The following is a 22,511-nucleotide window of genomic DNA, read 5'->3' on the forward strand; positions in this document are numbered from 1 at the left end:
CTGCCCGTCATTACATGCTGAGAAGGGATTTTCCGGCCAAGCTGATGATATAATAGAAAAACTCTGACAAAGGTTGGTTTTACATATGGAGAAAATGACGAGAAGAACATTTTTAAAAAGAGGATTCGGCATTTTTGGCACGGTTCTTGCGACGGCTTGCGGAGGCTACGGCTATGCCCGGTATATTGAACCGCGCATGATTGAAATCACCCGGCATACAATTACCAGCCGCCTGATTCCACGCGGCTTTGACAATTTTAAAATCGTTCAATTCAGCGATACGCATCTCAGTGAAGTGTTTACAGCCGAAGACTTGAATAAAACAGCGGAAAAGATCAATCAGCTGAAGCCTGATCTGCTTATCTTTACGGGAGATTTAATTGATAAGCCGCATTTATATCATGATCATCAGCATGCGCTCGCCGTGCTGCAAAGGCTTGAAGCTCCTTTCGGCAAGCTTTGTGTATACGGGAACCATGACCACGGAGGCTACGGCACGAACACGTACAAGACCCTGATGGAAGCGGCTGATTTTCAAGTGCTTCGAAACGGCTTTCGTCAGGTGCAACTGGCAGATGGAAGCCGGATTGAACTTGCGTCTTTGGATGATTTAATGCTCGGAAAGCCAGATTATGAAGGCACTCTATCCCGTCTTTCCGAAGATGCGTTTTCCATTTTACTCGTTCACGAGCCGGATGCCGCACTCAAGATCGGCGGACATCCCGTAAACCTGCAGCTGTCGGGACATACTCACGGCGGTCAGGTGCAGCTTCCGTTTTTCGGGCCGCTCATTACGCCCCCTTACGGAAAAACGTATACCGACGGCATGTATACGCTGCATGACACAACCGTTTATGTCAATCGCGGGCTCGGTACGACAAGACTGCCGTATCGATTTTTAGCAAGACCGGAAATCACACTGTTCACATTAAAAACCGTACAAAAATAAGACTTTTATCCCGATGCACAAACAGCCCCTCCTTAATATGTATATGGAAAAGAACAAAAAGGAGGGTGATGAAACTGCTGACCTATCAAGTGAAACAAGGAGAAACCATCTCAAGCATTGCGCAAGACTTCAGAATAAGCACGGCCGCTCTCCTTCAGGCAAATCCCTCAATCCAATCGGTCATTTACGCGGGACAGTATATTATCATACCGAATCTTCCCGACCCATCCACTATTCCCTATTCCATTGTCGTGTATATCGGAGCGAAGAAACTGGAGTTATACCGCCTTGGCAGGCTCATCCGTACGTACCCGATCGCAGTCGGAAAAATATTGACGACCACGCCGACCGGGGAATTTTACATCGTGAATCGCCAGCCTAAGCCCGGAGGCCCGTTCGGCGCTTATTGGCTCAGCCTCTCTAAGCTCCATTACGGCATTCACGGGACAAATAATCCTTCCTCCATCGGCAAAGCGGTATCAAAAGGATGCATCCGCATGTATAATCAGGACGTCACTGAACTTGCCGCTACCGTCCCTAATGGAACAAGGGTGACGATTATAAGATAGAAAGATCTCATTTGTTTATGGAACGAGCTGATGATAATATATTACAGTGGGACCTTTAGGGTAAGGAGCGTGTTTATGGATATATTTAAAAATCGCAATTTTGTCCGTTTATTTTTCGCAGCACTCGCTTCTCAAATGGGAACGACTGTAGGTAATATGGCTTTCGCTTTTTACTTGCTGGATCGCTTTGCCAACCAGCCGGCATACACGACTTTGGCAGAGCTTATGTATTCGCTGCCGACAGTTTTCGTATTTCTGATTGTCGGTGTCGCAGCTGACCGGCTCGACAGGAAAAAGGTCGCAGAAAATTGTGACTGGATCAGGGCGGGACTGACGATCGTATTGTTTGCGGCATTATACAGCGGGAATATTCCTCTCGTGTTCTGTATATTGTTCATCAGAAGCGCCGTGACCAAGTTCTTTTTCCCGGCGGAAGCCAGCCTTGTACAAGCTATTCTGCCTAAGGAGCATTATGCGAAAGCAGCGGGACTTAACCAGATCCTGTTCAGCATCTTTATGGTATTCGGCGTCGGTATGGGTGCGTTTATGTATAAAACGATCGGTGTTCACGGAGCCATTATCCTTGATTTTGTCAGCTTTATTGTGTCAGGCTTTCTGATCCGCGCCTGCCGCATTCCGATAGAAGCCCGTCAGCCGAACGGCCCTTTTAAATGGGGAGATTCGTTTCTGAAAGACTCGGCCGCTGATTTTAAAGAAGGAATCGTATATATTATTAAAAACAAATTGCTTGCTTCTCTGATTTTCGGCTTTTTTATTTTTGGATTTGTCAACGGCGGCTTTGCCGTACTTCCGATGTTTACGATGAAATACGGACTAGCGCCCGATCATTACGAATCACACACTTCCATCTTCACCGTCGCACTCGGCTTCGGTTTGCTTGCCGGAAGTGTGATCGGAACGATGATCGCAAAAAAAGTCAAACCGCATCATTTGATGTCGCTGCCGATTTTGGCTGCCGGACTGCTCATTTTTGTCCTCGGCTATACGGATCAGCTGTGGATTTATTATGCGGCGGCTTTTGTCCTCGGCATGTGCATCGGCCCTGTCAATATCGCCATCGGCGGCTGGATGCCGAAAATCGTTCATCCGAAAATAATGGGCCGGGTCAGCGGCTGGCAGGATCCCTTTATGATGTTTGCCCAATCGATTACACTCGGACTTGTCGCCCTGTTATTCCCGAAATTCGTTTCCAATATTGATTACCTTTATTACGGCATGGGAATCGTGATTTTGGCGGTATTTGTGTTCTATTTTATCGCCCTTCCGAAGTACAGCGCCGAGGCGGCGGAAATCGATGTGCAGCAATCATTAAAAGCTGATTCTGAAAAACATGCAAATCCTGTCTAATAAAGGAAAAAAATGCGCCCTTTTCATTAGAAAAAGGCGTATTTTTATATTCAATATTTGCATTTCAACGCTAAAAAAGTATAATCTATATATGAACTTGATCAATGCAAAGGAGAGAAATAATGGACGACCACGCTTATTCGAAAGAGCTGCAGCCAACCATCGAGAATCTTTCAAAAGCTGTTTATACTGTGAACCGCCATGCCAAAACCGCCCCCAACCCTAAATACCTTTATCTGCTGAAAAAACGGGCATTACAAAAGCTTGTGAAAGAAGGCAAAGGGAAAAAAATAGGGCTTCACTTTTCAAATAATCCCAGGTTTAGCCAACAGCAGTCAGACGTACTTATCTCTATCGGAGACTACTATTTTCACATGCCTCCAACAAAAGAAGACTTCCAGCATCTTCCGCATTTAGGTACGTTAAATCAATCGTACCGCAATCCTAAAGCACAAATGTCTTTGACAAAAGCGAAAAACTTATTGCAAAAATATGTGGGCTTAAAGGAAAAACCGCTAGCCGCCAACAGGCAGCAGCCCGCTTATCATAAACCCGTGTTTAAAAAACTTGGTGAGAGTTATTTTTAATTCCACTGCAAAAAAGCCGATGCATGACGCATCGGCTTTTTTTCTATTCAATCACGTACGTATCCACTTTTTTAATTAACTCGCTGATTTCAGGCTTGCTGATCTGTTCATCCGCTCCGACGACTTCGCCCCGGTGGCGCAGATCATCCGTAATCAGGGACGAAAAGATCATAATCGGCACGTCAGAGCTTTGCGGGTTATCCTTAAGGAGCTTCGTCAAACGGTGCCCGTCCATTTTCGGCATCTCAATGTCGCTGATGATCATGTCAATATGGTCTGACAGATTTGCTCCTTTATCCGTTAATTCCACGACATATTCATACGCTTCTTTTCCATTTTCAAACGTAACGATTTCACTGTACCCCGCTTCAGTCAGTTCATCCGTCAAAAGGCGCATCAGAAGCGGAGAATCTTCTACGATAATCAGTTTTTTACCCGCCCGTCTTTCATCAAATCCTTCCTGATGGACATGGTAAGTCTCAACTCCGGATGCCGATTCAATGTCGTAAATGATCTTCTCATAATCAGGTAAAAAGATCATCGTGTCTTCCAGTTTAATGATACCCGTTAAGTGCCGCTCCATGCCCTGATTCAGCGAAGTCGGCTTTTCAATCGCCTCCCAGGACACCCTGTGGATCTGTGATACGGAACCGACGTGAAAGACGATTTTCCGCTTGTTGAATTCCGTCACGATATATTTATCGTCTTTTGCCCCTTCGGCATCAACGCCGAAAAAGGTATACAGGCTGATGACGGGAAGAATTTCGCCTCTCAGCTTAATCATCCCTTCTACGTCTTTGTGAGACTGGGGCACAGATGTGACATCTACCGGCTGAATGATTTCCCGGACTTTCATCACATTTATGCCAAATGTATTGACGCCTACTTCAAATTTGACGATTTCTAATTCATTTGTGCCTGAATCCAATAAAATATCGTATTGTTGTAAAGACAATTCAATCCCTCGCTATCCGCATTCAGTATTGTACTGTTTATATCGGCTGTAAACGGAAAAAGTGAATGTATTCGGGCCAACTGGCCATTAACTCTTTATAAAAAGATTCTTTTTTCTGATATCCCATTGACTTTTTGACATCGAGTGGTAAAATAGTCAAGGATTTTTCAGGAAGAAGGGTGTAATAAATGGGTACAGTAGTTATATTCGACCAAGATCAAATGACGGTGTTAGAAGATATCAGCAAAACGGCTTACCTGCAAATGAAAAAAGAAGCGAATGAGTGTCCCGATAAGCCCGCTCCGTATATCGTATGGCGGGAAAACATCAGCTTTGAATACGGGTATTAATGACATTCGCCACATATCACAATAGATAGATCATGATACAATGAAGACAATCATTTCAGCTGGTTGTCTTATTTTTTTCTGAAAGAAGGTATGTTTTCACATATCGGACATATACTCGGGATAGTTCACTTAAATAGATGACAAATGCTCAGCTAGTGGTAAAATAGGATAAACTCAATATATAGTATAAGGTGATGAATTATGGAACATTTGCTTAATCCGAATGTAAAAGAAATTGAAATTTCAGGAATTCGCAAATTCTCAAATCTTGTAGCTCAGCACGATAATGTCATTTCGCTTACGATCGGCCAGCCGGATTTCTTCACGCCGCACCATGTCAAAGCGGCGGCCAAAAAAGCAATCGACGAGAACGCTACGGCGTATACTCCGAATGCGGGCGGTCTTGAGCTGAGACAGGCCGTACAGCTTTATATGAAGAAAAAAGCGGATCTGAATTATGAGGCCGAAACGGAAATCATCGTCACAACCGGGGCGAGCCAAGCGATTGACGCATCTTTGCGGACGATTTTATCTCCCGGCGATGAAGTCATTCTGCCCGGACCGATTTATCCCGGCTATGAACCGATTATCCGCATGTCCGGCGCCGTTCCGGTTCATGTGGACACGACGACACACGGATTTAAGCTGACGGCGCGGCTCATTGAAGAATCGCTGACGCCTAAAACAAAATGCGTCATTCTTCCTTATCCGTCAAATCCGACCGGAGTGACATTGTCAGAAGAAGAGCTGAAAAACATCGCAGCTGTACTGAAAGGCAGAAATGTTTTTGTACTGTCGGATGAGATTTACAGCGAATTAACCTATGACAGACCGCATTATTCGATTGCGTCTTATTTGAGAGACCAGACGATCGTGATCAACGGGCTGTCAAAATCACACAGCATGACAGGCTGGAGAATCGGTTTCATTTTCGCACCGAAAGACATTGCCAAGCACATCTTAAAAGTTCACCAATACAGTGTGACATGCGCGTCCTCGATCTCCCAGAAAGCTGCGCTTGAAGCGGTGACAAACGGCGTTGATGATGCGCTTATTATGAGAGAACAGTATAAAAAGCGGCTTGATTATGTATATGACCGTCTTGTGTCAATGGGGCTTGACGTCGTAAAGCCGTCAGGCGCATTTTATATCTTCCCTTCCATTAAGTCATTCGGAATGTCATCGTTTGATTTTAGTATGGCTCTTTTAGAGGATGCAGGTGTGGCTCTAGTGCCCGGCAGCTCGTTTTCAAAGTTGGGTGAAGGGTATGTGAGGCTGTCATTCGCATATTCACTGGATACATTGAGAGAAGGTTTAGACCGGCTGGAAGCGTTTATTTTAAAAACGAGAGAATCCATGCAGACTATTTAAACAACGGCGTAACGCCGTTGTTTTTTATTGTTTCGGGAATGTAATGTGAAAAGCTGTGCCTTTATCCGGTTTGCTGTCTACTTGGATGGCTCCCTGATGGTTTTTAATAAGGTTGAATGTGACCATCAGCCCCAGGCCGGTTCCTTTTTCTTTCGTTGTCAGAAACGGTTCGCCTATTCGTTTCAGCACGTTTTCCGGTATCCCGTCACCCTCGTCTTTGATCGTCACCTTAACGGAATACTCATCTTCTGTCATGAGAATGTGGACCGTTCCCCCATCAGGCATCGACTCAACGGCATTTTTTATCAGATTGATAAACACCTGCTTCAGCTGATTTTGATCACCGTTAATAAACATGCTGTCCCGTTCGTAATCCGTTTTGATGAAAATCCCTTTAAGATTTGCCTGCGTCTCTAAAAGAGCGGTTACTTCACTTATAATTTTCTTTAAGTTTACACGCTCTTTCACTGCGTTTTGCTGAGGTTTGGCAAGCATTAAAAGTTCACTTAAAATCAATTCGATTCTGCTCAGTTCAGAAAACACAATTTCAAAATAATGTTCGTTTTCTTCCATCGTCGGCTTCATGAGCTGTAAAAATCCTTTGATCGCCGTCAGGGGGTTGCGGATTTCGTGAGCGATTCCCGCCGCCAGCTGCCCTGCGATAGACAGCTTTTCCGACTTCAGCATTAATTCCTCCGTCTGCTTCCGCTCAGAAATGTCACGCAGAATGACCTGCACGGCCGTTTCTCCGAAAAACGTCGTCGGAATGCAGACCATTTCCGTGTAGATCAGCCGGTTTTTAAAAGTAAACCACGATTGTTTAATGATTTCGGACTCGGTCTTTCGGTCGATAATATGTTGAATCCGCTGTTTCACGTCGTCATGATCACAGGGATGAAGCTGATCATAGATGTTTTTTCCGATTAAATCTTCATAGGTTTCGGCTTCAAACAGCGAAATGCCCGACTCATTCATGAATACCCATTTGTCATTGTGAATCACGGCGATCGTATCAATTGAATTCTGAATGAGGAGCTGATAACGCTCTCTGCTTTTTTGAAGAATCGTCTGGAATTTTTTCCGCGAAGAAATATCAATCAGAAGCAGTAATTCCGCCCGCTGATTTTTATATGTCGTCGGCGCCGCCTTCACTTCTAAATGAATGGGCGTGCCGTCAAGCCTTCTCCACGTCTGTTCAATCATTCCGACTTCCATTCCTTTTTGCATCCGCACAATTCGGTTTTTCACAATGTCATGATACTCTTCTTCGATAAACTCATAAGAGCGCCTGCCGATTACCTCGTCTTTGCTTTCGGCTCCCAGCATGGCAAGCATCGCGTTATTGGCGTAGGCGATTGTGCCGTTGATACTGACGTATAGAGGATTCGGCAGCGTTTCAACAAGACGCTCAAATTCGCCGTTTCCAGCCGCTTCTGCTGACTGTTGTTCTGCCTTTGGCTTCTTTTGTTCATACATATAAGACCTGCACGGTGTCTTCTCCTTAAGCACCTTGATTTTAAGGATAATTTCCCGATCTGTCCCCTCCATTTGCGGTGTGACAATTTCCACACCTGCTTCAAGCCAAACAATGGTATGATCTTTTTTAATAAGGCGAAAGGTGCAAGGCATTAAATGATGCTCATTATAGAAGTAACTTTCAACCAAAAATTGATCTTCCTCATGCAGGAACGTTTTGAGAAACGATCCGATCATCTCTTCCTGGGAATAACTGAAATACGATTTGCAGTTTGCAGAAATATACATAATACGCCCATTAGACGTCAAAACGGCATGAAGATCGGTTTTCGATTGAAGCTGTTTGACATGCTGAGTATCCTGTTCCACAGAATCCCTCCTTTGCATTTTACTCACACTGCAGGCTGGTCACGGGCTGATATTAAAAGAATTTCCACTAGATTGATTCGCTAAAAAATGAGCATTCTCCTTCTATTCTTATTGTGAACGTCAATTTTCCTGAATGAAAGAAAGGGCGCACGATATGTTCGGCCGCCCTTTCATTTGTTATTTTTTATTGTATTTCTTTTCAAGCTCTTTGTAAGCGTCAACTGCTCCCTTGGCAATATTTTTGCTGACATGATCTTTATCATTTCGAACAGACGGAACGACGACGCTGAATGCCACTCGTGGATGTTCTGACGGATAATAGCCGACAAAAGTCAGGTTATACGTGTATTCCCCCCACCAGTTTTTGTTCGTGCCGTAATAGTGCGTCTCCGCGGTTCCCGTTTTTCCGGAAACATCAGCGCCGGAACCTTGGAATGTTGAATAAGCCGTTCCTTGAGGTGAGCTTGTAACCAATTTCATTCCTTTATGAACCTGATCAAAATCGCTCGGGCTGTTATTTACTTTGTTCAAAACTTTAATATCACGCTGTTCAATCGCTTTTCCAAGTTTGTTTTTGCTGTCCGGTTCATGAATGCTTGTGACGATCCGCGGCTGCACGCGATATCCGCCGTTTGCGATGGCCGAGATATATTGAGCCATTTGAAGCGGCGTATATGTATCAAACTGTCCGATCGCAAAATCCAGCAGCAATCCCCCGACCAATTGCGGATTTGACTGCATTCCCGCTGATTCCTGAGGAAGGTCAATCCCGGTTTTCACACCCAGGCCGAATTGAGCGTAGTAGTTGCGCATTTTCTTAATATCGTCTAATCCGGCCGGCAGTGTGCCGTGCGGAACGTAGGGTATGCCGGCGATATGCATGGCCACATGAAACATATATACGTTTGAACTTCTTTGCAGGGCGGTCAGCTCAGTAATGGGTCCCATTTGTGTCCACGATTGTTTTGTCGTTTTCCCTTTAAAGCTAAGCGGTGCATCGACAAACGTTTTATAATGCGGGAGGCCGCTTTGGTAACCCGCAAGAACAGTCGCTCCTTTAACGGAAGAGCCCATCTCATATTGGGTCGTAAATGCTCCGATCGCAAAATCCTGTGTTTTATTCGTTTCGAGATCAATGCGTTTCCCCGCCATTGAGAGAATATCCCCGTTGTTCGGATCCATCATGACGGCAAATCCTCGGTCAACCATATAGTTGCCGGCGGCGCGGCTTCTTCTCAGCTCTTTTTCAATGACTTTTTCGACTTTCGACTGTAATTCCATATCGAGCGAGAGCCGCAGATCGTAGCCTCTGCTGCCTTCATCGACGAGCTTTTGGCTGATGACTTCACCTTTGCTGTTTTCCACATACTCTACTTTTTCTTTATGTGCGTTTAAATAGTCTTCATACTGATATTCAATGTAGCTTTTACCCACCCGGTCATTCAGTGAGTAACCTCTTGTGACGTAATAATCTTTCCGTTCGCCCAACAATCCCTGTTCCGGTGTCGTCACACCGCCGAACAGAGAATACAGCGTTTTGTCGTACGGATATTTCCGCGTCCAGTCATTGATTACGTCAATGCCGGGGAGCTCTTTCAGGTGCTCGGATACGACGGAAACTTCTTCATATGTCAGGTCGCTTTTCGGTTTCTGTTTGTTGTTGTCATGTTCGTCAAGCAGTGAACCGCTGTTTCCGTTTCCGTTCAGCTTATTCGGGTCCATTGATTTGACGACTTGCGGCTGATAGGCGTTTCCGCTTGAAAAACGCGTATAAATCGCCGCAATTTGCAGCTCTTTTTTATCTTTTTTGATCGCATCAATCTCCTGCTTCGGGACGCGTTCAATCTGGCGTTTGTACACTTCTTGGGATTTCAGGCTGTTTTCTGAATCCTTCATAAGCTTTTCCGCCTTCTTCGGATGTGCGGCAAGCCAGTAATCAATGATATTTCGATCCTTCATAAATTCAGTATCAATATGGATCAGTGCGGCGAGAGTTTTTGCCGTTTTCAATTTGTCCTTTGCCGAGGTTTTTGAGGTAGAAACGTATACAATTTCAGGCACAGCCTGGTTATCAACCGCCACTCTGTTCCGCTTGTCATACATCTTTCCCCGCGGTGTCGGATAATAGGCGGTTTTTGCATTTGCTTTCTCCGCATCCTGGCGGTGTTTATCCCCTTCGACAATCTGGACGATGCCGAGTTTAAAAATCAGTGCCGTAAAGAGAAGGAAAACAACTAAAAAATAGAGATTCATTCTCAGCGCTCTGTAACGTTTCGTTTTTTTCTTTGGTTCACGCGCGACTTCAGCCACTTTCTGTTACACCTCTCAAATCATTGAATATATTTACATAAACAGATTTTAATTGTAACATTTTTGTAAAAGTTGTTACAGCGAAAACGGGTAAAAAAAACTGTCAAGATCAAATTATCTTAAAAAATATCTAACACTTCAAATAACTTGAAGTGATGTAACGGATTTTAAAATATAAATACAGATCGTTTTTCCTGATATAAAGCCATTTTTCTATGCTCAATTACAATTATGACAAACGTTTGTTGTCAAAGGAAATGAATGCCTGCATTATGACAAAAAAGCTGTGATAAGATTTTTCATGTAGAAAAAAACAACTTCTCTGGGAGGCTATAAACTTATGAAGAAAGCATTTCTCTTATCTGCCGCCGCGGCAGTCAGTTTGATTACATTCGGAGGCATTCAGCAGGCATCTGCCAAAGAGCTGTCATGCCAGCACGTCGTTACTGTGAAAAAAGGAAACACCGTACAGCATCTGACTCTTCAAGAGGCTGTTGAAAAACTACATATGAAAAAGAGCGCGAAACAGCTGAGCTTTAAAAATGAGAAAGAACTGAAACAACAGCTGCAAAAACACGCAAAGCATTCTGATATGACAGTTAAAGACGTTCAAAAAGAAACACCGGCAAAAACGGCACCGGCAGCTGCTGAAAAACCGAAAGCCGATCAAAACCAGACGGCTGACAATGCAAAACAGACAGATAACACAAACAACAGCAGCGAGAAAACTCCTTCATCTGTCAGTGCGTATGAAAAGAAAGTCGTTGAATTGACAAACGCAGAGAGACAAAAGCAAGGCTTAAAACCTCTGCAGATTGATGATAAACTAAGCAAATCAGCTCACGCAAAATCACAAGATATGAAAGACAAAAACTATTTTGATCACCAAAGCCCAACTTACGGTTCACCTTTCGATATGATGAAGTCTTTCGGAATCACTTATAAAACTGCCGGTGAAAATATCGCCAAAGGGCAGCCGACTCCGGAAGCTGTCGTCAAAGCTTGGATGAACAGTGAAGGCCACAGAGAGAACATCATGAATCCTGAGTTCACTCAAATCGGTGTCGGTTATGTAGAATCAGGAAACATCTGGACACAGCAATTCATCGGAAAATAAACAAAAAAAGTGAATGAGACGGCGCAAAAGTGCTCAAAACCGGTAACCCGGAGACGCCAAAATCTTTATTTATGAAATTCACAACATAATCAACATGCGTACGGGCAAGGGCCTGACATTTTATAAATTTATAAACTTTTGAAGCTCCCGGCACCTCTGTGCCGGGAGCTTTTTTTGTAAAATCTTAAACGTGAGGATTAAAGTGGTTTTGCTAGCCTTTACTTCTTTAGTAATACTTTTTTATAATAAAAAGTAGAATTTACCTATTTTTCCGTTGAATACTTTTCCAAAATTTATTAGTATAGTGAATGGGTTTCTAAATAAATGGCGAAAGGAAGTTTCAATTGAAAAAAATTGTAATGACACTATTCACAGCTGCTCTTTTGACATTCGGGATTTTCTCAAACAGTTCAGAAGCGTTAGCCATGACTTCAAAAGGAGCAATTAAATTCCAAACAGATGCTAATACTTACTCAAAACACGCTACTTCTATTGTCGTAACAGGTACTGTGCCTTCAAAATATGAGGTAAACTGGGGTGTTACAGTTTTTCTTGAAAATAAAAAAGGAGATATAGTCAAATATATAGATGTTAATAGACATAATGTTCGCAATTTTAAAGTAAGCTTTTTGACGAAAAATATTCCAGCAGGCAAGTATGATGTGCAAGTAGCATTGACCTGGGGAACTCAAACCCATATAGGAGAACTGAAACACTATATTACTGTACAACATTAAAATTCATATTATTAACAAATGGATTTAACGTTGATTTCATCTGGAATTCTCAAAAAACAACATGTAATGATGAAATCTCTGAATCGAGGATGTTTTCGTAAATCTCTTGAATTTTTACGATACATCCTCTTTTATTTTTCAGTTTTGCTAGAAGGCTAATCTATAGAATTTCAATTTCGGATGCCCAATTATTAGGTTTTAATTGCGGGAATCAACTCGATTTATTGCTATGTACATTTGGGTTACTCGAATTCATAGTTGAATCAAACATGATACATCCTACTGTTGGAAAGTTGTATTAATCCTTATAACTATTCGGAAATCCCCCTTTTGATTTATAATAGACAGCCTGCATCAAACAAACGAGGGGGATTCCAAACAGTAGAATACTATAAACGGATACATGTTAATACATTACCCTGCCAAGTTCCTGTCTTCATTAAAGGCTCTAAGAATCAAGGTTTGCAGATTATTGTTTACAAAACACCATCAACAATACCGTAAGCCTTCGCTTCCTCGTATCCATAAAATATCGCGTTCGGGCAATCTTTTTTATTTCACCCAAAGCTTATAAATACTTTGAGTTCCGCTGTTTTCTTCACCTTGCGCGGAAAGCTTGTCGTATAATGATTTGGCGAGCGCCAATCCGGGCATCTCTTCTCCCATGAGCTCCGCTTCTTCAAGGGCAATGCCCATGTCTTTAATAAAGTGTTTCACGTAGAATCCGGGCGCAAAATCACCTTTCAGCATACGGGGGGCGAGATTTGACAATGACCAGCTGCCAGCCGCTCCGGTTGTAATGCTTTTCAGCACTTGTTCCGGGTTCAGACCGGATTTTTCAGCGTAAGCCATCGCTTCAGCCACTCCGACCATTCCAGCTGCAATCGCGATCTGATTGCACATTTTCGTATGCTGGCCGCTGCCGGCCGGCCCTTGATACTGAATGTTTTCCCCCATAACGGAGAAAAGCGGCAGGCATGCTTCAAACGCTTCTTTTTCTCCTCCGGCCATAATGGCAAGCGTTCCGTTCCGCGCGCCGATGTCTCCGCCGGAAACGGGTGCATCCAAGGCGTGAATGGATTTTTCTTTGGCTTTCTCAGCTATCTTCTTCGCCAGAGACGGTTTTGATGTCGTCATGTCAATGACAAACGTCCCTTCTTTTGCGTGCCGGAGAATGCCGTTTTCGCCGAGATAGATGTCCTCGACATCACTCGGATAGCCGACCATGGTAATAATAATGTCTGCTTTCTCTGAAAGGTCTTTGACCGTCTCCTGCCAGACCGCTCCCTTATTCAGAATCTCTTCCGCTTTTTGTTTCGTCCGCGTGTAGACTAAAACAGGATAGCCCGCTTCTAAAATGTGCGATGCCATACTGTTTCCCATGACGCCTAAACCGATAAATCCGACCGTTTTGTTCACTGCGCTTTCCTCCCCTGATGCGATTCATATATCACTCTTTCATGTCTATATTACCATATAATAGGCTGATAGAGTCCGCGTTACAAGGTGAATTTAGAAATGGCGCTGATCAGATCTTCGCTCGCGCTCTTTAACATATCAGTCGATTGCTTTACTTTTTCAAGCGTAACGAGCTGTTCATCAGTAGAAGCATTCACTTCTTCCGCCGCTGCCGCAGATTCTTGAGAAATGGCGGATATGCTTTGAATCGCTTCTTGAATCGCGGCTTGTTCTTCACTCATTTTTTGAATGTCATTGTAAATATGATCTATACCTTGAACGAGAGACTGCATTTCCGTCGTAATCAGATTGAGGACCTCACCCGTTTCATGAATGGCGCTGTTTTGTTCATCATTCATTCTGCTTGCCTCGATCATTGCGTGCGACGCTTCTTTCGTCTCTGATTGAATCAGCCGGACCGTCTCACTGATATGGCCGGAGGAAAGAGCTGATTGTTCAGCAAGCTTGCGGACTTCTTCAGCGACAACGGCAAAACCCCGTCCGCTTTCTCCCGCTCTTGCGGCTTCAATACTCGCATTCAGCGCCAAGAGATTCGTCTGATCCGAAATCGCGGATATTGCCGTTACGACTTCCTCTATGTTTTTCGTTTGGTTTTCCAGATCAGTCAGCATTGCCTCTACTTTTTTCGTTTCTGAATTGGCTTCATTTGACTTCATCAGCAGCTGGCCGAGCGCATCCAGACCTTTGTAGCTGGCGTCCTCTGAAGATTTTGAGAGTTGTTTTATGCTGCCCGCGCGATCGGCGATTCCTCTTATTTTGACTGAGAGATTTTCAGATTTTTCATTGATCGTCTCAACCTCTGACGCTTGCTCAGTCGCTCCGGCAGCGACTTCCTCTATCGCTTTTGCAATTTGTCCGCTCGTTTCATTTGTCTCTTGTGAAATGACGGTTAATTGGTCAGATGTATCGGACACTTTTTCTGAAGAGGTCTTGACCTGTTCGACCATGTCTTTCATATTTTCAACCATTTGGTTAAAGTCTTTTGTTAATTCGCCTACTTCATCTTTTGATTTAGTCTGGGCGCGGACGGTTAAATCTCCCGCTGAGACCGAATTTGTTTTGGCGATCAGCTGCTGAATCGGCCCGGTTATCGTTTTCGCAAGGAAATAACTGAGACCGATCGTAATCACAAGGGCGATCAGTGACATAAAAATACTCACTGTATTCATTTTGTCGGCTACTCCCATCAGCTGATCTTTTTCAAACTGCGTTCCGACTTTCCATCCTGTTTCTTTTATCGTTTGATAGACGACCATATTCCCCTGCAGCTCTTTGATGCCTTCTTTGTCTGAGCTGATGTCTTTTAACGCCTGATCTTCCGAAATATTTTTCCCCTGTTTTGACGGATGCGCCAGAAGAGAACCGTTTTCATCCGCTAAAAACGCAAATCCTTTATACGGAACCTTTTGCTGATTGACCATACTCTGAATGGAGGACAGCTTCAAATCTAAGCTCGCCACTCCGATGACGGTTCCGCTGTTTTGAATGGCTTTTGAAGCCGTCACGATCATATCCCCTGTCACAGCATCTTTATAAGGCTCAGTCCAGACAACCTTATCGGGTTTTTCGGCCGCCATTTTATACCACGTTCTATTTGTCGGATCATAGTCTTTGGCAAAGTCAGCCTTCGGATATGTAAACATTTGTTTGTCTGCGGTTCCGACGTATGCAAGCGCGACATATTTGTCATTCTGCCCGATCTGCTTTAACTCATCGTTAAAGAGCCGCGCTGTTTCTTTATTCCCATCTGTCAAAAATGTGCGGGACAATTCACCGCCTGCTAATCTCAATAATACAGTCTCATCATTTTTCAGCTGAAGTTCAATGTTCTGACCGAGTGAATTGGTGACATTTTCTGTCGTGCGCTTTGCTTCATCTGTCATCATCGGCTTTAATGTCAAATATGAAGATACCGTTAAAAAAACAACCGTTACGATAAGCATTGCCGATACAAACCCAGCAATTTTAATATGCATTTTTTTAAACATAACCATCCCCTCCTGAGAGTTATATCGGTCTTTCGGCCAAGAAAATGAATAAACCTTGAAATAAATATCAAAAATTTCCGTCATTTGGCGCAGCAAAAAAAAGAGCCGTCATGCCGACAGCTCCGCCTTACGTAAAATATTCGATTTTCGCTTTCGGAAAATAGGTTTCGATATAAGACTCGAGCGTTTCCCTTAAGGCATGTTCTTCGTCCTTTTGGTATATATACTTGCCGATTCCGTAACGTCCCCATTTGTATCTTCGCTTTTCTTCATCCAGCTCAAGCTTTGTTTTCGGATAGTTCTTCTCGATCACCCGTTTGGCCGGTTTTGTAAAACGGTGCTGGATCAGTTCAAAGGTAATGTCATGCCGAACATCTTCATCAAGTGCCGCATCCAGCTTCTCAAACAATTCCTTATAGCCTTCCTCCCAGCCATCATGTATATAAATGGGCGCCACGATGAAGCCGAGCGGATAGCCCGCTTTAGCGACTTTGACGGCGGCTTCAATCCGTTTGTCGAGCGGAGAAGTTCCCGGTTCAAAGTTTTTAATGACATAATCCGCATTGATGCTGAATCTGAATCTTGTCTTTCCGTTATGCTTCGCATCAAGCAAGTGATCGACATGATGGAATTTGGTCACGAATCTGAGCTTTCCCAGTTCGCTTTGTCCGAAATGCTCAATGGCTCTTTTTAATGTATGTGTCAGATGATCAATTCCGACGATATCAGACGTACAAGAGGCTTCAAATCTTGTAAAGTCCGGCGCCCGTTCTTTCATATACTCATCAGCCTGATCCAGAATCTCTTCCACATTGACATATGTCCGGATATAAGGCTTTGACCCCATCGTCGTCTGCAGATAGCAATAGTGGCAATGCCCCATACAGCCCGTCGCAAACGGAATGGCATATTCGGCGGATGGCTTTGACGAATCGAATTTCAATGTTTTCCGGACGCCGATCACCAAGGTCGATTTCGCGTTCCGGTATTGCTGCAAATGATTTTTCCCCGGAATATTCCGGACTTGATTATGCGATGTCGTTTCTCTGATTTCAAGCCCCATGTTTTCAAACTTATGTTTCAGCTCTTGCCCTAACGGGTATTCGAGTGCTCGCGGTTCAATATAAACAAGCTGGGGAACAAACGGCTTCAGCATAGACAGACACTCCCTTTACATATTCTCATGATGTTACTTTCCGTCCAAAAGAGAGTGAATATGCGTTGTAAACATTTCCTTTGATCAGTGGTGCCGGTCTTCTTCAAAAAGCTCGCTGTAAAGCGCTTCCGCTTCTTCATATGTCGAAAAGACCGCATCATCTTCGGCCAGCGGATGATAGGTTTCGTGTAAAAAAAGAGACAGTTCCCCCTCATGGTATGGGTGATGAACAATCTCCGCCTCTTTAATATGGGCAACATTGGCGGCATGCGGATTACGGTAAATGACGTAGACCGTATCCCCCGCTCCAAATGATTTTGTCATGATAATCCCTCCTGTTGAAAGTTATTGTTCCCCCCTTTTTTCCGAATATGAAAAAAACCAGACGGCTTACACCGTCTGGCTGTTGTATTACTTATTGAAAGTTTCTTTAACGAATGCGACAACCTCTTCAGTCGTGCTCATAGACAAGATTGTTTCTTTGAATGATTCAGCTTCTTTTTTAGAAAGCTTGCTGATCTGCGTTCTTGCCGGAAGGATGGATGTAGCGCTCATTGAGAACTCATCTAAGCCTAAGCCGAGAAGAATCGGAATCGCAATTTCGTCTCCTGCCATTTCTCCGCACATGCCGACCCATTTGCCCTCTTTGTGAGCGGCTTCAATGACAAGCGTGATAAGACGGAGAATCGCCGGATTGTATGGCTGATACAGATAAGCCACGCGCTCGTTCATGCGGTCAGCAGCCATTGTGTATTGGATCAAGTCATTTGTTCCGATACTGAAGAAGTCAACTTCTGTGGCAAACTGATCTGCGATAACGGCTGTAGACGGAATCTCTACCATCATACCGACTTCAATATCGTCAGAAACCGTTACGCCGGCTTTGACGAGTTTTTCTTTTTCTTCAAGAAGAATCGCTTTCGCCTGTTTAAACTCGTTTACTGTCGCAATCATCGGGAACATGATTTTTAAGTTTCCGTATGTACTTGCACGAAGCAGCGCACGCAGCTGAGTTCTGAAGATTTCTTGTTCTTCAAGGCAAAGGCGGATGGCTCTGTAGCCCAAAAACGGGTTCATTTCTTTAGGAAGCTGCAGGTAAGGAAGCTCTTTGTCGCCGCCGATATCCAATGTCCGCACGACTACTGATTTTCCTTCCATACGCTCAAGAACCGTCTTATAAGCGTCGAATTGCTCGTCTTCTGTCGGAAGCTGGTCGCGTCCCATGTAAAGGAATTCCGTACGGTAAAGCCCTACAGCTTCTCCTCCGTTTTCAAGAACGCCTTTTACATCATCAGGGGTGCCGATGTTTGCGGCAAGCTCTACATGATGGCCGTCTTTTGAAACAGTCGGTTCATTGACGAGCTTAGCCCATTCAGCTTTTTGCGCCAGGTAGGCACTGTGCTTTTCTTCATATTTCTTTAATGTTTCACTGGAAGGATCGATGATCACATCACCATCGATGCCGTCTACGATCACCGTAACACCGTTTTCAATTGTGCCTGTAGCCGCTTTTGTTCCGACAACAGCCGGGATTTCAAGCGAACGGGCCATGATTGCGGAGTGTGAAGTGCGTCCGCCGATATCAGTTGTAAAACCTTTTACAAACTGACGGTTTAATTGCGCCGTATCAGACGGTGTCAAATCTTCAGCCACGATGACAACCTCTTCTGAGATCATGCTCGGGTTCGGAATTTCCACGCCCAGCAGGTGCCCTGTCACACGTTTTGTTACGTCACGGATATCCGCCGCACGCTCTTTCATGTATTCGTTATCCATTGATTCAAACATGGTCACGAACATGGAAGCCGTTTCTTTCAAAGCGAATTCCGCATTAACTGAATCTGTGCTGATTTTTTCCTTTACCGGGTTTAACAGCTCAGGATCACTCAGAACCAAAAGGTGCGCGGAGAAAATATCAGCTTTGTCTTGTCCCAGTTCTTTTAAAGCATGCTCTTTAATTTTCTCAAGCTCTTCTTTAGAACGTACAATCGCTTCATCAAAACGGCTTACTTCAGCCGCAGCATCAGCAATGTTTTTCTTTTCAACCGTTAAGTCCGGCTCTTCAAGCCGGTATGCTTTTGCAATCGCAATTCCGGCTGAAGCGCCTATTCCTTTTAATTCTTGCATTACTCGCCGAGTCCTTCGCTTTTCATTGTTTCTTCTAAAGCGTTAAGAGCGTCGTTTTCGTCAGCGCCTGCAGCGGAAATTGTGATTTCAGCGCCTTTAGCGATACCTAGAGACATAACGCCCATGATAGACTTAAGGTTTACTGTTTTGCCGTTATATTCTAAGTTTACGTCAGCATCATATTTGCTTGCAGTCTGTACAAGAACTGTCGCAGGACGAGCGTGGATTCCGGAATCTGCTGTTACTTTAAATGTTTTTTGTGCCATGATTATCATTCTCCTTTAAATTAAAGCTATTTTACTACACAATATTATATCATACAGCCGTACTTGTCATCTGACAAGCACGGCGTATTTATATGCTTATTTTCCGATTTTCACAATATCTTTTTGTTCCCGTTTTACAGTACCTTCGGCCGAAAGGGAAATCGTTTCACCCTCAGCAAGATTTGTAAAGACAATCGGTGTCATTAATGAAGGAACATGAGGTTTAACCGCTTCAAGATCAACTTCAAGCAGCTTTTGCCCCGGTTCAACCCGGTCACCCTCAGAAACAAAAGAAGTGAATCCTTCACCTTTCAGGCTGACTGTATCGATTCCGAAATGAATCAGGATCTCTCTTCCGCCGTCAGACTGGAGGCCGATCGCATGTTTTGTCGGGAAAACATTCAGCACTTTTCCGCGGACTGGCGATACGACGATTCCTTCTTCCGGAAGAATCGCAAAACCGTCACCCATCATTTTGCCTGAGAACACCTGGTCAGGCACATCTGTAATCGGATGGATTTCGCCGGTGATCGGAGAAGCGAACACTTCTTCACCCTGCTCGTTTTGGAGCGGATCCGCGATAACCTCTTCAACCTGCTGGCTGACTTCTTCTTGTGCGGATACTTTCGGTTCAGGGCGCGGCGTGCGTCCTGCGATGATATCCTGCATCTGAGTTTTTAAACCGTCAGAGCGCGGGCCGAAAATGGCCTGAATGTTGTTTCCGACTTCAAGGACGCCTGATGCGCCGAGCTGTTTCAGGCGGGCCTTATCCACTTTCTTCTGGTCGTTGACCGTCACACGAAGTCTCGTGATACAAGCATCAAGGTGTTTAATGTTTTGCTGATCACCCATCGCCTGAAGGATTTCATAAGGAAGGTCGCCGGCTTCGCCTGATGCGCCTGCCCCTTCATCCGCAGCTTCTTCTTCACGGCCCGGCGTTTTCAAGTTGAACTTCCTGATCGCAAACCGGAAACCGAAATAGTAAATGAGGGCTAATCCTAAGCCGACCGGAATGACAAGCCACCAAGCCGTCCGGTTAGGCAGAATTCCGAACAGGAAGTAGTCAATCAGACCCCCTGAGAAGGTCATACCGATTTTTACATGCAATAGCTGCATGAGCATAAAGGAAAGTCCCGCGAATACGCAGTGAATCGCAAACAGGATAGGAGCCACAAACAAGAATGAGAATTCAAGCGGCTCGGTGATTCCCGTTAAGAAACTTGTCAGAGCGGCAGAACCCATGATTCCGGCTACAAGTTTTTTCTTTTCAGGCTTCGCTTCATGATAGATTGCAAGCGCTGCCGCCGGAAGGCCGAACATCATAAACGGATATTTCCCCGTCATAAATGTACCTGCCGTCAGCTGTACGCCGTCTTTAATCTGAGCCATGAAAATCCGCTGATCTCCGCGGATAATGTCTCCAGCTGCATCTTTATAGCTGAAAAATTCATACCAGAACGGCGAGTAGAAAATGTGATGAAGACCGAACGGAATCAATGACCGTTCAATCATTCCGAAAATAAAGGCCGCCAAGGTTGGATTCGCTTCCACAAGTCCCGTTGAGAAGGAATTCAGACCATGCTGGATCGGAGGCCAGATTACTAACATAATAAGACCGAGAATTAATGCGGAAATTGATGTGATAATCGGGACGAACCGCTTACCCGCAAAAAATCCGAGATACTGCGGAAGTTCAATTTTATAAAACTTGTTGAACAATAACGCGGCCAGAACCCCGACGATAATACCGCCGAACACGCCCGTCGCCAAAGTGGGTATCCCAAGCATGTTAATATAGGCCGGGTGGTTTTCCGCAAAAAACTTAGCGCGTTCAATTTTGTCAGACGGAATACTGCCGTTTGCCATAAGCACGGCGCTCATGGATACGTTCATGACCAAGTATCCGATAATGGCCGCGATTCCGGCAACGCCGTCTCCGTTCGCAAGACCGATCGCAACCCCTACTGCAAAAAGAAGCGGCAGGTTGTCAAATACGATTTGGCCGGCGCTTTCCATAACGTTCGCCACAAGCTGAACGTTATCATTGCTTAAGAAATGCATGACTTGGATCATATCTTTGTTCTGCATGGCATTCCCTAACGCAAGCAAGATCCCCGCAGCCGGTAAAATCGCAACCGGAAGCATAAGAGCACGGCCGATTTTTTGGAGAACGCCGAATAATGCTTTAAACATAAAGAATGTACCTCCCCTGTTAGCTAGTGTGACCTTACAGCGAAAATTCATGACAACGAATTCACAGGCGTAAGTCTTCAGTTTAACCGTTTACATTTGCCCTTTTACACAACAAAAAGCATGAGTAAATAAGGGTGTGCAAAATAACGGGGCCGTTCTTCCCGTTTTTTACCCTCAATCACTCATGCCTGATCGAATCAGTGACACGTTTTTAAAGGTCTCAACTGAAATTATGAAATTTTATTGGTTAATCGGTACAGATGAAGCGTGAGATAAACCGCTTCCGCCTCATGAACTGGTTTTTTCAGCATTTGCTGTAAGATTTTTATCAGTTTCCAAGCAGTATTGTAGCATAGCGGGTATTCATTTTTCAATAATAACATTAACTTTTCTGGTTCTTTTGTCTGCTCTTCCCGTTTAATCCTATCTATGGTAAATCTGATATGCCGGATCAGCCGCAAATAGTGGACGCTGTCTTTATTGACTTTCATTTGGAAAGATTCCTCTATCACCTGAACGAGCCGGGACATCAGCTGCGAATGCTGGTTGACCTCTGAAAGGGACCGATTCGTCAGGGCGGAGTGGATATGAAGAGCGATAAAGCCGATCTCCCCTTCCGGAAGGCAGATTCCAGTCTTTTCATTAATCATGCCGACGACTTCACGGGCAATCTGAAATTCTTCCGGATAAAGCGTTTCGGTTTCCATAAGAAAAGGGTTTTTAATGTCAAAGCCCTGCTGCAGCCGCTTTACCGCAAAAGCGATATGATCCGTCAGCGCAATATGGATATGCTCATTTAACGGTTGGCTTGTTCGGTTCCTGATATGATAAATGACGTCATTGGAGATGTCGACAAGTGTCTCGTCCACATAACCGAGGAGCTTTTTAAATTGTTTTTGTTCTTTTTCATCCTTTAAGATGAACATCTTGTCATACCCTTTATCTTCAATGACATCCGCTTGTTTTTTTCCAAAGCCGATTCCTTTTCCGATCAAGACGACCTCACTGTATCTATCATGTGTTGCGATCAGCACATTGTTATTTAATACCTTCTCAACTGTAAAGGACCCCTTCATGATCCTCAGCTCCTTTGTCATTCAATACCTCATATCGTACAAAACGAACAGAAAGCGCGTCAATTCTT

Annotated in this window: 18 protein-coding genes and 1 pseudogene; 8 read left to right on the forward strand and 11 right to left on the reverse strand. The window is 44.3% G+C overall.

Annotation, left to right across the window (positions count from 1 at the left end; genetic code table 11):
* Positions 1 to 85 precede the first annotated feature (85 nt).
* From ACQE26_RS16760 to ACQE26_RS16775, 4 genes are all read left to right on the forward strand, one after another.
* Positions 86 to 949 carry a metallophosphoesterase gene (locus ACQE26_RS16760; protein ID WP_500470106.1) on the forward strand — a complete coding sequence of 288 codons (864 nt, stop codon included), beginning with the start codon at positions 86 to 88 and terminating at the stop codon, positions 947 to 949.
* 74 nt (positions 950 to 1,023) lie between these two features.
* Positions 1,024 to 1,518, forward strand: a complete 495-nt coding sequence (locus ACQE26_RS16765) for a L,D-transpeptidase family protein (protein WP_438422126.1) — start codon at positions 1,024 to 1,026, stop codon at positions 1,516 to 1,518.
* A 75-nt stretch (positions 1,519 to 1,593) separates the two neighbouring features.
* Positions 1,594 to 2,886 carry an MFS transporter gene (locus ACQE26_RS16770; protein WP_500470107.1) on the forward strand — a complete coding sequence of 431 codons (1,293 nt, stop codon included), beginning with the start codon at positions 1,594 to 1,596 and terminating at the stop codon, positions 2,884 to 2,886.
* A gap of 122 nt (positions 2,887 to 3,008) precedes the next feature.
* Entirely contained in the window at positions 3,009 to 3,473 is a 465-nt protein-coding gene (locus tag ACQE26_RS16775; protein ID WP_013352067.1) for a YkyB family protein, read from the forward strand.
* Positions 3,474 to 3,516: 43 nt separating this feature from the next.
* Here ACQE26_RS16775 and cheV read toward each other — a convergent pair whose 3' ends face one another.
* Positions 3,517 to 4,428 carry a chemotaxis protein CheV gene (gene cheV / locus ACQE26_RS16780; RefSeq protein WP_060962923.1) on the reverse strand — a complete coding sequence of 304 codons (912 nt, stop codon included), beginning with the start codon at positions 4,426 to 4,428 and terminating at the stop codon, positions 3,517 to 3,519.
* A 188-nt stretch (positions 4,429 to 4,616) separates the two neighbouring features.
* Here cheV and ACQE26_RS16785 point away from each other — a divergent pair, with 188 nt between their 5' ends.
* Entirely contained in the window at positions 4,617 to 4,778 is a 162-nt protein-coding gene (locus tag ACQE26_RS16785) for a protein YkzT (RefSeq protein WP_167388676.1), read from the forward strand.
* A 201-nt stretch (positions 4,779 to 4,979) separates the two neighbouring features.
* Positions 4,980 to 6,193, forward strand: a pseudogene (locus ACQE26_RS16790) (aminotransferase A).
* On the opposite strand, the gene ACQE26_RS16795 reads toward ACQE26_RS16790, so the two are convergent.
* Complete coding sequence (locus ACQE26_RS16795; RefSeq protein ID WP_500470108.1) at positions 6,174 to 7,994, reverse strand: PAS domain-containing protein; 1,821 nt, start codon at positions 7,992 to 7,994, stop codon at positions 6,174 to 6,176. The pseudogene ACQE26_RS16790 and the gene ACQE26_RS16795 sit on opposite strands and share 20 nt — an antisense overlap.
* A 177-nt stretch (positions 7,995 to 8,171) precedes the next feature.
* Entirely contained in the window at positions 8,172 to 10,304 is a 2,133-nt protein-coding gene (locus tag ACQE26_RS16800; RefSeq protein WP_500470109.1) for a peptidoglycan D,D-transpeptidase FtsI family protein, read from the reverse strand.
* A gap of 340 nt (positions 10,305 to 10,644) precedes the next feature.
* Between ACQE26_RS16800 and ACQE26_RS16805 the strand changes: the two genes are divergently transcribed.
* Positions 10,645 to 11,421, forward strand: coding sequence for a CAP domain-containing protein (locus ACQE26_RS16805; RefSeq protein WP_060962927.1), 777 nt, complete (start codon positions 10,645 to 10,647; stop codon positions 11,419 to 11,421).
* 344 nt (positions 11,422 to 11,765) lie between these two features.
* A complete protein-coding gene (locus ACQE26_RS16810; protein WP_082761602.1) occupies positions 11,766 to 12,158 on the forward strand; it encodes a hypothetical protein in 393 nt (130 codons plus the stop codon).
* 552 nt (positions 12,159 to 12,710) lie between these two features.
* On the opposite strand, the gene ACQE26_RS16815 is transcribed toward ACQE26_RS16810, so the two are convergent.
* The 8 genes from ACQE26_RS16815 to glcT form a co-directional block, all read right to left on the reverse strand.
* Positions 12,711 to 13,577 (reverse strand): NAD(P)-dependent oxidoreductase, encoded by an 867-nt coding sequence (locus tag ACQE26_RS16815; RefSeq protein ID WP_342794444.1) that lies wholly within the window; start codon positions 13,575 to 13,577, stop codon positions 12,711 to 12,713.
* Positions 13,578 to 13,657: 80 nt separating this feature from the next.
* Complete coding sequence (locus ACQE26_RS16820) at positions 13,658 to 15,625, reverse strand: methyl-accepting chemotaxis protein (protein ID WP_500470110.1); 1,968 nt, start codon at positions 15,623 to 15,625, stop codon at positions 13,658 to 13,660.
* 127 nt (positions 15,626 to 15,752) lie between these two features.
* A complete protein-coding gene (gene splB, locus ACQE26_RS16825; protein ID WP_060962929.1) occupies positions 15,753 to 16,781 on the reverse strand; it encodes a spore photoproduct lyase in 1,029 nt (342 codons plus the stop codon).
* 84 nt (positions 16,782 to 16,865) lie between these two features.
* On the reverse strand, positions 16,866 to 17,105 hold the full coding sequence (gene splA / locus ACQE26_RS16830) for a splAB operon transcriptional regulator SplA (RefSeq protein ID WP_016936321.1): 240 nt from the start codon (positions 17,103 to 17,105) through the stop codon (positions 16,866 to 16,868).
* Positions 17,106 to 17,192: 87 nt separating this feature from the next.
* Positions 17,193 to 18,908, reverse strand: a complete 1,716-nt coding sequence (gene ptsP / locus ACQE26_RS16835; RefSeq protein WP_013352056.1) for a phosphoenolpyruvate--protein phosphotransferase — start codon at positions 18,906 to 18,908, stop codon at positions 17,193 to 17,195.
* Entirely contained in the window at positions 18,908 to 19,174 is a 267-nt protein-coding gene (locus ACQE26_RS16840; protein ID WP_010334034.1) for a phosphocarrier protein HPr, read from the reverse strand. The genes ptsP and ACQE26_RS16840 overlap by 1 nt, the downstream gene beginning before the upstream one ends.
* Positions 19,175 to 19,270: 96 nt before the next feature.
* Entirely contained in the window at positions 19,271 to 21,367 is a 2,097-nt protein-coding gene (ptsG, locus tag ACQE26_RS16845) for a glucose-specific PTS transporter subunit IIBC (RefSeq protein ID WP_438421788.1), read from the reverse strand.
* Between the two features lie 230 nt (positions 21,368 to 21,597).
* A complete protein-coding gene (glcT, locus tag ACQE26_RS16850) occupies positions 21,598 to 22,443 on the reverse strand; it encodes a glucose PTS transporter transcription antiterminator GlcT (protein WP_497529281.1) in 846 nt (281 codons plus the stop codon).
* Between the last annotated feature and the right edge of the window lie 68 nt (positions 22,444 to 22,511).

The organism is Bacillus sp. 5RYD7K, from assembly GCF_059831465.1.